At 57.8% G+C, this 12070-nt stretch carries 11 protein-coding genes; 10 read left to right on the top strand and 1 reads right to left on the bottom strand.

All coding sequences use genetic code 11. The annotated features are described in order from the left end of the window. The first annotated feature begins 110 nt into the window (after positions 1-110). The 10 genes from ACA067_RS17650 (at position 111) to ACA067_RS17605 (ending at position 10908) form a co-directional block, all read left to right on the top strand. Entirely contained in the window at positions 111-974 is an 864-nt protein-coding gene (locus ACA067_RS17650) for an ABC transporter permease (protein WP_497462795.1), read from the top strand. Continuing rightward, on the top strand, positions 964-2052 hold the full coding sequence (locus ACA067_RS17645; RefSeq protein ID WP_497457761.1) for a quaternary amine ABC transporter ATP-binding protein: 1089 nt from the start codon (positions 964-966) through the stop codon (positions 2050-2052). The genes ACA067_RS17650 and ACA067_RS17645 overlap by 11 nt, the downstream gene beginning before the upstream one ends. A 367-nt stretch (positions 2053-2419) precedes the next feature. Beyond that, the gene (locus tag ACA067_RS17640; RefSeq protein ID WP_497457760.1) at positions 2420-3313 is read left to right on the top strand and encodes an amidohydrolase family protein; all 894 of its coding nucleotides are present in this window, start codon (positions 2420-2422) and stop codon (positions 3311-3313) included. Positions 3314-3348: 35 nt separating this feature from the next. Then, the gene (locus ACA067_RS17635; protein ID WP_497457759.1) at positions 3349-4323 is read left to right on the top strand and encodes an alpha/beta hydrolase family protein; all 975 of its coding nucleotides are present in this window, start codon (positions 3349-3351) and stop codon (positions 4321-4323) included. 260 nt (positions 4324-4583) lie between these two features. After that, positions 4584-5579, top strand: coding sequence for a GlxA family transcriptional regulator (locus ACA067_RS17630; RefSeq protein WP_497457758.1), 996 nt, complete (start codon positions 4584-4586; stop codon positions 5577-5579). A gap of 333 nt (positions 5580-5912) precedes the next feature. Further along, the gene (locus ACA067_RS17625) at positions 5913-6602 is read left to right on the top strand and encodes an ABC transporter permease (RefSeq protein ID WP_497457757.1); all 690 of its coding nucleotides are present in this window, start codon (positions 5913-5915) and stop codon (positions 6600-6602) included. Further along, positions 6599-7597 (top strand): ABC transporter ATP-binding protein, encoded by a 999-nt coding sequence (locus tag ACA067_RS17620; RefSeq protein WP_497457756.1) that lies wholly within the window; start codon positions 6599-6601, stop codon positions 7595-7597. Before ACA067_RS17625 ends, ACA067_RS17620 begins: the two co-directional genes overlap by 4 nt. 2 nt (positions 7598-7599) lie before the next feature. Beyond that, positions 7600-8268, top strand: coding sequence for an ABC transporter permease (locus tag ACA067_RS17615; protein WP_497457755.1), 669 nt, complete (start codon positions 7600-7602; stop codon positions 8266-8268). A gap of 42 nt (positions 8269-8310) precedes the next feature. Next, on the top strand, positions 8311-9204 hold the full coding sequence (locus ACA067_RS17610; RefSeq protein WP_497457754.1) for a glycine betaine ABC transporter substrate-binding protein: 894 nt from the start codon (positions 8311-8313) through the stop codon (positions 9202-9204). A gap of 159 nt (positions 9205-9363) precedes the next feature. Then, on the top strand, positions 9364-10908 hold the full coding sequence (locus tag ACA067_RS17605) for an amidase family protein (protein ID WP_497457753.1): 1545 nt from the start codon (positions 9364-9366) through the stop codon (positions 10906-10908). A 112-nt stretch (positions 10909-11020) separates the two neighbouring features. Here ACA067_RS17605 and ACA067_RS17600 read toward each other — a convergent pair whose 3' ends face one another. Further along, positions 11021-11938 (bottom strand): LysR substrate-binding domain-containing protein, encoded by a 918-nt coding sequence (locus ACA067_RS17600; protein ID WP_497457752.1) that lies wholly within the window; start codon positions 11936-11938, stop codon positions 11021-11023. Positions 11939-12070: the final 132 nt, after the last annotated feature.

Genomic DNA, 12070 nt, shown 5'->3' with positions numbered 1-12070 from the left:
TGGCGCGCAGACAACAATAAAAACACCCAAGTATTGAAATGACCTGCCAGTGTTCTCACGGTCTTCTACAAAAGGGGAATGTCATGGAGTGGTTACTGAGCTTTCCACATATGGAGGACGAAAGACTCCGGGCCTTGAAAAAGACCATCGACGGTGCCTTTCGCAACTTCACCAGCAGCTATGGCGACAGCTTCGAGGCTTTTTTCCAGCCGTTGCAGGTGTTCCTCAACCAGTCCGAACGGTTCATGACCACGACGCCATGGCCGATCATCATTGTGCTGGTCGCCTTGATTGCCTGGTTCGCCAGTCGCAGCTGGAAAATTGTCCTGGGTTGCGTGTTCACGTTGATGGCGATCGGTTATCTGGACATGTGGTCCGACACGATGAAAACCCTGTCGATGATCTTTGTCTGCACGGTGATCTCCATCGTCATCGGCTTGCCGACCGGCATTGCCATGGCGCGCTCCAATCGTCTGCGGAATGTGGTCAGCCCAGTACTGGACGTGATGCAAACCCTGCCGAGTTTTGTCTACTTGATTCCGGTGGTGATGTTGCTGGGGATTGGCAAGGTAGCGGGGCTGATTGCGGTCGTGGTCTACGCCTTGCCGCCGATGATCCGCCTGACCAACCTCGGCATCCGCCACGTCGACGCCGAGATGCTGGAATGTGCCGACGCCTTCGGCTCGTCCAGTTGGCAGAAACTGAAAAACGTTCAGCTACCCCTGGCGTTGCCATCGATCATGGCCGGCATCAACCAGACCATCATGATGGCGCTGGCCATGGTGGTCATTGCCTCGATGATCGGGGTTCAAGGATTGGGGCAACCTGTGCTCAAAGCCATTTCCAATCAGTACTTCACCCTGGGCATGTTCAACGGCCTGGCCATTGTCGGTATCGCGGTAATCTTCGATCGGGTCAGTCAGGCGTACGGCAGAAGATTGCAAAAGCATTTGGAGAGGGTCCATGGCCACTAACCTGACCAACGATTTCGGCATCGAAATCAAGCATCTCTTCAAGATCTTCGGTTACCAGGCGCACGCCAGTATCGAACGGGTTAAAAGCGGCATGAGCAAGGCCGAGCTGTTGAGAAATCACAGTCATGTATTGGGTTTGAAGGACATCAATATCAGCATGCCGTCCGGGGGCATCCAAGTCATCATGGGGCTCTCCGGTTCCGGTAAATCGACCTTGATCCGTCATATCAACCGATTGATCGACCCTACGGCCGGCGAAGTCATCGTGGGCGGCGTGGATGTGCTCAAGATGAGCCAGAGCGATCTACGAGAGTTTCGCCGCCATAGAATTTCCATGGTGTTTCAGAAGTTCGCGCTGCTGCCGAACCGGACCGTGTTGGACAATGCTGTCTATGGCCTGGAGATCCAGGGCTTGCCCCGTGACAGGCAAGTAGAGATAGCCATGGGCTGGTTGGACCGGGTAGGGCTCAAAGGTTACGAGAGTCACTACCCCAATCAGCTTTCCGGCGGCATGCAGCAGCGCGTCGGCCTGGCCCGGGCGCTGGCCAGTGATGCGCCGATTCTGTTGATGGATGAGGCCTTCTCGGCACTTGATCCTCTGATCCGCATGGACATGCAATCGGTGCTCCTGGACCTGCAAAAAGAGATCAAGAAGACCATCGTGTTCATTACCCATGATCTAGATGAGGCACTGCGCATTGGTGATCGCATCGCGATCTTGCGTGACGGTGAAGTGGTGCAACAAGGCACCCGACAGGAGATCGTCATGAGTCCTGCTGACGATTACATTGCCAACTTCGTCAAGGAAGTGAACCGGGGGCGGGTGATCAGTGTCGAGGCAATCATGCGGCCGTTTGTCCGGGTGAAGGCCGGAGCAACGCTGACAGTGCCCATGGGGACTTCACTCGAGTCGGCAGTCAAACGACTGGTTGAAGCGGGACTCGATGAATTGGTGGTGACTGACAGTCAGGGGCTGCCTGTGGGGCAGGTGGCGCTAAAGTCGATCATTGCGACGATGGTCACTTCGACGGTGAGCGAAGAGTCGCAGGTGGTTCGGTTAAGCACGACGGCTCTGTAGGAGCGAGCTTGCTCGCGATGGTGTTTAACGATAACGCTGCAAACCTGACAACCCGCGGCGTTCTCGGGTCCATCGCGAGCACGCTCGCTCCTACAGTTTTCTCCATTGTGACGACAACAAAATTTCGCCATTACCCAAATTTGACCGACGGACCGATGTTTCATTTTTGCGACAGTAGAATCCTGCAGGCCGCTCAACAGAGCGGCCCATGGGCTATTCCGGCCATTCAAATCCGAGCCGTGATCCCTGATCCTCCCTGCCCAAAAATCGCACATGGCGAAATTTTGATACTACACGTCGAGTTGGCGGGAGCGACGAAGCACTGACGACGATTATTGTTTTCGCACAAAAGCAGGAAACAAAAATCATGCTGCCGTCGACCAAAAGAATAGACAGTCACGTTCATTTTTATACTTCACAAGATCTTCGTCGGGTGGCCGGTTCGCTGCCCTATACGTTACCTGAGCCGCACCCGCTGACGGCTTATCTGGATACGTTGATCGATGCCGGAATTACCCCGACGCTCATCAATAACGTCCATCTCAGTATCTTGCCGGATTCGGAAAACGTGTTCGCTTCCTTCGAGGAGCTCAAGAACCTCCAGGCAACAGACCCGCTGCGCTATGGGGACGTCAAACTGGTGGGCACGATCAAAGCAGAGCCTGCTTACGCGACCTCGCAACGTCTCGCACATCCCCAGGTTATTGGCGCCCGAATCGTCCTGCACGATGCAAGGCCGGAAACGGTTTCTGATACGCAGTACAGCGATGGGCATTGGTCGGCGCTTTATGCCCGCCTGCTGCCGCATCAGCACCTGCACATTTACGCGAAAGAAGCCGAGACCAATCTGCGCGTGTTGCGCCAGATTCCACGCGATGTGCGGGTCATCATCGATCACCTGGGCACCTGTCACCACGAGCGGGACATCACTGAGCCGGCTTACATCGCGCTACTCACCGAAGCGAGAGAGCGGGGCAACGTGTGGTTCAAAGGCCCCGGCTATCGCACCTCTGTTCACCCCGAGGAAACCGCTCGATTCGTGATGCAGATTGTTTGCGCAGTCGGCGCTGACAAGATCCTGCTGGAAGCCACCGATGCCCCTCATGTCGGCACCGACAACCAGGGTGCGCCGTATTCCGGACGGTTTGATTTGAGCAAAGCTTTTAACTTTGTTGATGCCGTTGCACATCATGTTTCCAAAGACACCCGAATTCCTGTTGGCCAACTTCTCCGAGGAGCATCTGGCCAATTGGTACGTTGATCTACGCCCACGCTCCCACTTCGAGATCTCTAGCGATGACGAACATTACAACAAAAGAAATCAACTTTACCGTTAAGTACGGCGATGAAACCCTGAGCCTCAAAGGCACGGTATTCCAGCCAGAACAACCAGACGCTGAGTCGAAAAAACTGCCCCCCGTCATCTTCAACTCCGGCTTCACCGGCGGGGTCACGATGTACGGCCAGCTGTTCGGTCGCGCTCTGGCAGCCCGCGGTTATCGCGTCATGACCTACGACGTGGCGGGTTTCTTTTCCAACAAGCACGTCCGCAATACGATCCAGGCCGGAGACATTGAGATCACCAACGTCATCCTCGAAGACCAGAAAGATGAAGTCCTCGGTGCCGTTGAATGGGCGCGCGAGAACTTCGGTGAGATGCCGGTGGTCGCATCGTGGGCAATGGGTTCGGTCGCGAGTCTCGGTGCAGTGGCTGAGCTGGCCGCGGCTGGCGGTGAACAGATCCGCTTCTGGGTGCCGATGAGCTACACCAACATTCGTAAGCTGCAAGCCTTGCGCGCTGATCAGGGTGCTGCTGACGCCGCCATCCAGCAACTTGCGGATGACGCGCCAATCCCTCCGTTCGACACCGGGACTGACGCGACCCGCCTCGGCTACTATCCGCTGGACCCTGAAACCCAGGCTTATGTTGATCAGCAACTGGGCGGCTACACCGAAGCGGGCGGCGCGGACCGTTGGCCGGGCTGCACCCACGTGACGGCGAAGTCCTACAAGTCCTACGTGGCGTATGACCCGGAGCAGTCCATTGAAGGTGCAAAAGGCTTCCCGCCTGCACTGATCATCCACGGCGCCGACAACACCCTGCACATGCCCTCGGAATCTGTGCGCCTGCACCAGAACTACCCGGGCGATGCCGGCCCGAGCGCACTGATCATTTCGCACATGCAACATGGCCAGCAGAATCAGGTCGACAGCCCTGTGTTCAAGTCGATGATCCAGAGCATCGATGAGGCCATCCGCGCGCGCGGCTGATCGTCCGGGCAATAGCCTGTGAGACCTCGTGCGCCGAGGTTTCACAGCGATTATTCAGCGTCGCGGTGCATTCCCCGAGCGACGTTTCCCGGTCCACTCCGATCCGTCGCAATGCGCCGGGTTTGCCCTTCGCTGTCCCAAAGATCAATCTGGCTGAATGCGTGCCCAGGCCCTAACATAGCGTGTCCAAAGCCACTCCCTCGGGCTGGCCTAAGCTGTTCACTTGAACGGCTGGAACCACCCATGACAAGGATCTGGCGATGACGGCCCCCAGTGAATCAGCGACGTCTGTGAATAGCTACACAACCAAGCGAATCGGGCTGCTCATTCTCCCTCAGTTCTCCATGATGGCCCTGGCCGGAGCCAGCGAGCCTTTGCGGGCGGCGAACCGACTGTCCGGCAAAACACTGTATGAGTGGACCCTGCTCACGGAATCCGGTGGGCCGGTCAGCTCCAGCAGCGGTATCGAAATCCAGACCGTGCCGGTTGATCAGGCTCCGGAGCTGGATCGCGTTTTTGTCCTGGCAAGCCTCGACATCGAACATCAGAAACCACCGAAAATGCTGCGCTTCCTACAGCGCGCAGCGGCGCGCGGGATAACCGTCGGCGCACTGAGCACCGGTACGTTCATCCTCGCACGCGCCGGGTTACTGGAAGGAAAGCGCTGCACGTTGCACTGGGAGTCCATCGGCCAATTTTCGGAGGAATTCCCCACGATAGAAGTGACCAAAGAGCTGTACGTCAACCATGGCAACCGCTGGACCTGTGCCGGGGGGACGGCGGCCATCGATCTCATGCTGGCGCAAATCGCGCTTGATTTCGGCAATCAGCTGGCCGCGAGCATCGCCGAGCAATTTCTGCACGCCAGGATAAGAGCCCCGGAAGAACATCAGCGGATGTCGATTCAGTGGCGGTTCGGGATTCACGATCGCAGGCTGACGGCCGCCATCGCCTTCATGGAAGACAATCTGGAGAACATTGTCGGCATCGAAGAAATCGCCGACCGCTGCAATCTGTCCCATCGTCAACTGGAGCGGCTGTGGCATCAGCACTTCGGCATGACGCCGAAGAAATTTTATCTGGAGCTCAGGCTGAACGAAGCGCGGCGCTTGCTGCGTGAAAGCACCCAGCCCATTGCTTCCATCGCCTACAGCTGCGGATTTGTCTCGGCGTCGCATCTGGGGGCTGCTTACCGTCGGGTGTGGGGATGCACGCCCGGTGAAGAGCGGCGGAAATTTGATGATGCTCATTCCTGATCGCAGTCGTTGAACAGGCTGGTCAATGAACGCTAAGCCCCTGAAAAACCACTGAGCCGATCCTGCATAGCTAGCTAATGACTCGGCCCGACAGGCGGTGCGCTCCGGTTGGCCTTGGGAATTTGGCGATCCTGCATACTTCCTTCTTCAATCAACCCTTCACCTTGCATTACACGCTGGCTTGCCACGTGACGTCGGTTTTTTGATAGAAATCGTCGGGCTCAAAGCTCAGGCTGTCTACGGTGGCGCGGTAATGTTCCCTACAGATCCGGCGTTCACTTCCAGATGCACGACCGACAAAAACAACAATGACGTACAGAAGGCATATCAACCATGGAAACCTTGAGTTTCATTCTGGAAAACGGCGGGCTGATCAGTCTGCTACTCGGGCAGCACCTTCTCATCGTGGCGATAGCGGTGGGGCTGGCGATTCTGACCGGCGTGCCTGTCGGGATTGCAATATCCCAGCACCCCAGAACGCGCCGTTGGGTCCTGGCTTTTGCCGCTGTCCTGATGACCATTCCTTCTGCCGCGCTGTTCGGGCTGATGATTCCGGCCCTGTCGCTGATTGGCTATGGGATAGGCGTCGTACCCGCGGTGATTGCGCTGTTTCTCTACTCCCAATTGCCCATCATTCGAAACACCACCACCGCGATCTCCAACATCGATCCCGCCTTGCGCGAAGCGGCGATCGGCATGGGCATGTCCACCTGGCAACGGCTGCGCAAGGTTGAGCTGCCGATTGCGGTCCCGCTGATCATGGCGGGTGTCAGGATGGCCACCGTCATCAACATCGGCATTGCGGCCATCGCGGCCTACATCGGTGCCGGCGGCCTGGGCAGCCTCATCATTCGCGGCATCGCGCAATCGGATACCCGACAGCTGTTGGCCGGCGCGATCGTCATCAGTGTCATTGCCATTGCGGCCGATTACGCGCTGTACGGCTTGCAGCGCCTCCTGACGCCAAAAGGCTTGAACAAGAACAAAGTGGCCACTGGCCGAATGAAGGAAGCTACGACGTGATCCAGATCGAAAACCTGAACAAGCAATTCGGCTCAATCACTGCAGTAGAAGATGTCTCATTCAATGTTGAAGAGGGGCAGATCTGCGTACTGCTGGGGCCGTCGGGCTGCGGTAAAACCACGACGCTGAAAATGATCAACCGACTGATCACGCCCACCTCCGGCACAATCAGAATCGGTGGTCGCGACACGTCCGAACTGGACAGCGTCACCCTCAAGCGCTCAATCGGCTATGTGATCCAGCAAGTCGGGTTGTTCCCGAACATGACCGTCGAGGAGAACATCTGCGTCGTCCCTAATCTGTTGGGATGGGACAAAACCAAGAGCCGCAAGCGCGCCGCGGAGTTGCTGGAAGTGGTCGCGCTGGATCCGTCGAAATTCCTCAAGCGCTACCCGTGCGAACTGTCGGGCGGCCAGCAGCAGCGAGTAGGGGTGGCCCGGGCCTTGGCAGCGGATCCGCCGGTCATGTTGATGGATGAGCCTTTTGGCGCGATCGACCCCATCAACCGGGAAGTGATCCAGGACGAGTTCATGCGCATCCAGCGCCTCGTCAACAAGACCGTGCTGTTTGTTAGTCACGACATCGATGAAGCGGTGAAGATGGCGGACTGCGTCGCGCTGTTCCACAACGGAAAAATCCAGCAATTTGGCACCTCGGATGATCTGCTGGCCCGGCCCAACAGCGAGTTCGTGGCGAACTTCATGGGCGGCGACCGGATCATGAAACGCTTGCGTCTGCTGCGCGCGGCTGACGTGGCCAGCAAGGTCCCGCCGCGGGAACACATGCAGATCGTGGGCGGCAACAGCGGTGTTACGTCGCACACGCACCTGATCGTCAAGCCCGGGGATGACCTGCGCCAGGTGCTCTCGCAACTGCTGGGACGCGGCCAGGATTGGGCTCTTTGCAACGACAGCAACGGACGCTTTATCGGCTATGTCCACCAGGCCGACATCCTGGCGCGGCTTGTTGAAAACATTACTCCGGTGGTGCACTGACGATGTCTGACTTACTGAGCAGGTTGTGGGAAGGGCTGCAGTTTTACTGGGGCGACATCAGCTACCTGACGGTCCAGCATCTGCAGATCGTGGCGATCAGTGGGGCGCTGGCCCTGGCCATCGCGCTGCCGTTGGGCGTGTGGATGAGCCGTCCGGCGAACCAGCGTTACGCCATGGCCAGCATGCAGGTGCTCAACGTCGGGCAGGCGATCCCCAAGCTCGCGTTGTTGGCGTTGGCCATGAGCTTCATTGGCGTCGGCAGCGGCGCGGCCATCATCGGCTTGTTTGTCGCCACGTTGTTGCCCGTGGCGGTCAACACCTATGAAGGCTTGCGGGCCGTGCCGCAGCACTTGGTCGAAGCGGCCGAAGCCATGGGCATGACGCCCCGCGAAACGCTGTGGAAAGTCGAAATTCCGAATGCAATGAACGTGATTTTCGCGGGCATCCGCACGGCGCTGGCGATCAACGTCGGTACCGCGCCGCTGGCCTTCCTGGTCGGTGGCGGCGGGCTGGGCGAGTTGATCTTTACCGGGATCGACCTGAACGACTTCGGCATGATGCTGGCCGGCGCCGCAGCGACTGCGCTGTTGGCGATTGCAGTCGATCTGGGCTGCGGCTTGATTCAAAACATTGCAGTGTCACGGGGCTTGAGGTTGGCCGGGCGCGAATGAATCTGAAGACCATAGACAAAAACCAATAATATGAGGTGCACGATGATTTATCGAATGCTGGCCAGTCTGATCTTTACCCTGAGTCTTGTTTCAGGTGTTGTGGGCAGTGCGTCTGCCAACAGCACGATTGTGGTCGGCGGCAAGAAATTTACCGAGCAGCAATTGGTTGCCGAGATGACCGCTCAACTCCTGCGCGCCAATGGCTACAGCGTCGATAAACGCCCGGACCTGGGCTCCTCCGTTTTGCGCGCGGCGCAAGAGAATGGGCAGGTCGATGTGTATTGGGAGTACACCGGCACTTCGCTGATTACTTACAATAAAGTCACGGACAAACTCGACGCTGACCAAACGTACAAGAAGATCAGCGAGCTTGACGCGCAGAAGGGCATCACCTGGTTGAACCCTTCCAAGGCCAATAACACCTACGCCTTTGCCATGCGCAAGGAAGAGGCCGAGAAAGATGGCGTCGTCTCCATCAGCGATCTTGCGAAGAATATCCAGGGCGGCAAAACCTATAAATTCGCCTCCAACGCTGAGTTCTTCTCGCGACCCGATGGCTTGCGTCCTCTGCAAGAGACGTACAAGTTTGAATTTGAGCGCAAGAACATCGTTCGTATGGACGGCGGGCTGACCTATCAGGCGCTCAGGGATGGTCAGGTCGATCTGGCCTTGGTCCTGTCGACGGATGGGCGGATTCCGGCCTTCGGCTTCGTGGTACTGAAAGACGATAAAGGCTTCTTCCCCAGCTATGCGCTGACGCCAGTGATTCGCACTGAAGTGTTCAAAGAGAACCCGAAGATCGGCGAGTTGCTCAACGCCCTGTCGTCCAAGCTGGACGACGACACCATTGCGGGCCTCAATTCCCGGGTCGACGTCGGCCGTGAATCCATCGAGAGCGTGTCCAAGGAATTTCTACAGAAGAGTAAGCTGCTCTAGTTAGTTCGCGGTGGCGTTGAAGTCACCCGGTTTGATCATGATTGTCCGGGCCAGCTGAATATCGCTGGCCTCTTTTTATCCTGCTTAGTTGTGACGCTCATCCCAATCGTTTGGGGCGTGAGCTCATTTCGTTCGTCTGTACTTATTAGGGGACTACCCATGCAGTTGAATAAAAAGTTCGTGGCGTGCTCGTTTTTGCTGTTGGCGGCAGGTGCTCAGGCGGATGACGGTATCGACCGCATGACCCTCGCCGATATGCGTCATGCATTGAATAACGGGACCCTCAGTTCCGAGCAACTGGTCCAGCACTATCTGGATAACATTCAGGCGAATAATCACCAGGGCCAAAACATCAATGCGCTGGTGACCATCAATGAACAGGCGATCGATCAGGCCCGCCAGTGGGATGCTGAACGGGCGAAAAATCCCAATGCCGAGTACGCACCATTGGCCGGTATTCCGTTTGTGGTGAAGGATAATTTTGACACCGCCGGAATGGTCACCTCCGGTGGGTCCTATGTGCTGCGTTCGTCTGTGCCGAGCCAGGATGCCTTCACCGTCAAGAAGCTGATCGACGGGCAAGCGATTCTGCTCGGCAAAGCCAACCTGTCGGAACTGGCCGCGTCGTTTGGCTGGTTTGGCTACAGCTCGTTTGGCGGCCAGACGCTGAATCCGAAAAACACCAAGCGTGATGCGTCGGGCTCCAGCAGTGGTTCTGCCGCCTCGGTGGCAGCAGCATTTGCACCCTTTGCGTTGGGGTCGGACACCAGCGGCTCGATCCGCGCACCGGCCAGCGTTACAGGTACGGTGGGTTTTCGACCTTCGCTGGGGTTGATCAGTCGCAGCGGCATTATTCCACTGTCGCTCGCGTTCGATACGGGTGGCGTCATCACCAACAGCGTGCTGGACCAGGCCATCGTGCTCGACGCGATCAAGGGCCAGGACAAAACCGACCCGGCGACCCTGGATATCGCCGCAGACAAAATACAGTTCGAACCCGCGTTGAACTCCACCTCGCTGCAAGGCAAGACCATCGGGGTGATCACCAACTTCAAAGGCGCCAATCCGGAGGTGGATGCGGTCTTTAAAGCTGCCCAGGAAACCCTCGGCAAACGCGGTGCGCGTGTCGTCTCCATTGAATTGCCAAAAGCCTTTGAAACCCTATGGGGCGACGTACTCGGCCCAGTGGGGGAGAGCGAATTCAAACCGCAATTCGAACGCTACCTGGCCACGCTCAATCCGAGCCAGCCGCGAACGCTGGCGCAGTTTCTCGACCTGGCCAGAAAGAACCAGGCTGAAAACGGACCGCATGGGATGAACCCGGCGCGCCTGGCCGGGCTGGAAACGGTAGCGAATACCACCAGCACCGATTCGCCGCAATACATCTCCATCCTCTCGCGGAAGATCCCGCAGTTGCGCCAGCAGCTGATGGGCATCATGAAGCAGAACAACGTCGACAGCCTGTTCTTCGCCACCATCAACTGCCCGGCGTCGGTGGTGCACGGCGTGACCGATGACAGTTACGTGTGCACATCCGGCGATACCTACGCGTCGTCGTACATTGCCTCCGCGACAGGATTTCCCGAGATCACCGTTCCGGCAGGCACCATCAAGGGCAACCTGCCGGTCGGTGTTTCGTTCCTCGGCGGCTACGGCGAAGACGCCAAGGTTGTCGGTTTTGGCTACGCGTTCCTCGGACGCTGATCAGTGGGGTGGGCCGTTCAGATCTGTTCCAGCAACCAGGTCCGGAACGCGACGAGCGACGGCAGCATTTCCGTTTTTCGGCGGGAATCACTGGAAGAGGGCGACTCCCCCATTACTGCCCATCTGCCCACCCCGGCTGCCGCCCGAATTCCTCGAACAGCTCGAAAATGGTCGACTTGACCTTCTGCACGGCATTGCTCTCTACAACCGTGTCATGCCAGCACAGCGAAAGATCCCGCTTGAACAGTCGATGATCGATCCTGGCCAGCTTGAGCCTGTGTTGCACAAGCTCAACATGGGCAGCGGCCCACGGCAGGATCGTGACACCGAGCTGCGCCTTGACGGCTGAGAACAACAGGTCGGTGGAATTGGCTTCGAACTCAACCTCGCATTTCAGGCCGGCCTCCTGCAGTGCAGATTCGACCCGACTGCGAATCGTGTTCGGGGCACAGGGCAGCACCAGCGGCATCTTCGCCAATGCCTCGATCGACACCGGTCCATCCGGTAATGCAAATTCCGGCCACGCCACCAGGTACAGCGTTTCGGTCAACAGCCGCCGCAAAGCCATGCCCCGGGTTTCGACCGCATCGACATTCACCGCCAGTGCCACCCGTCCTACCGTGATCAGGTGTCCGAGTTCGGCGCTCGGGGCATCGATCAATTCCAACTTGATGCCCGGGTAACGGCTGCGAATCGTGCGCGCGAGCGGAATTGCCAACATGCGCGCCGTACTCGACGGCATGCCGACCGAGACTTTGCCTTGCGGGAATTCGGCGTCCTGGCGCAGCAGTTCCTGGGTGCCGTCGGCCTGGCGCAGCAGTTCGATGGCATGCCGATAAAGCGTTTGCCCAGCCGCCGTGGGAACAACGCCATGCACGCTGCGCTCGAGCAGTTGCATGCCCATGTCCTGTTCCAGGTTGCGCATCTGCTGGCTGATGGCTGGCTGCGCGATGTGCAGCGCTTCACTGGCGCGGGTGATGTTCGCGCACTCGACCACTTTGATGAAATACCGCAACTGGCGCAGGTCCATCAGTCCCCCTCCAAGCCATATGATTTTCCGATGAATACAGAGGAATATCATATTTGAAGGTTATGAGATACGCCGCCTAGACTCGTCTCACAACAAATGAAGCGCTAACGGCCATCAAGGCAAGCAGCGCCT

This window comes from Pseudomonas sp. LBUM1674, assembly GCF_059695635.1.
The sequence above is the reverse complement of the archived record's forward strand: the minus strand, read 5'-3'. Positions and strand labels throughout refer to the sequence as shown.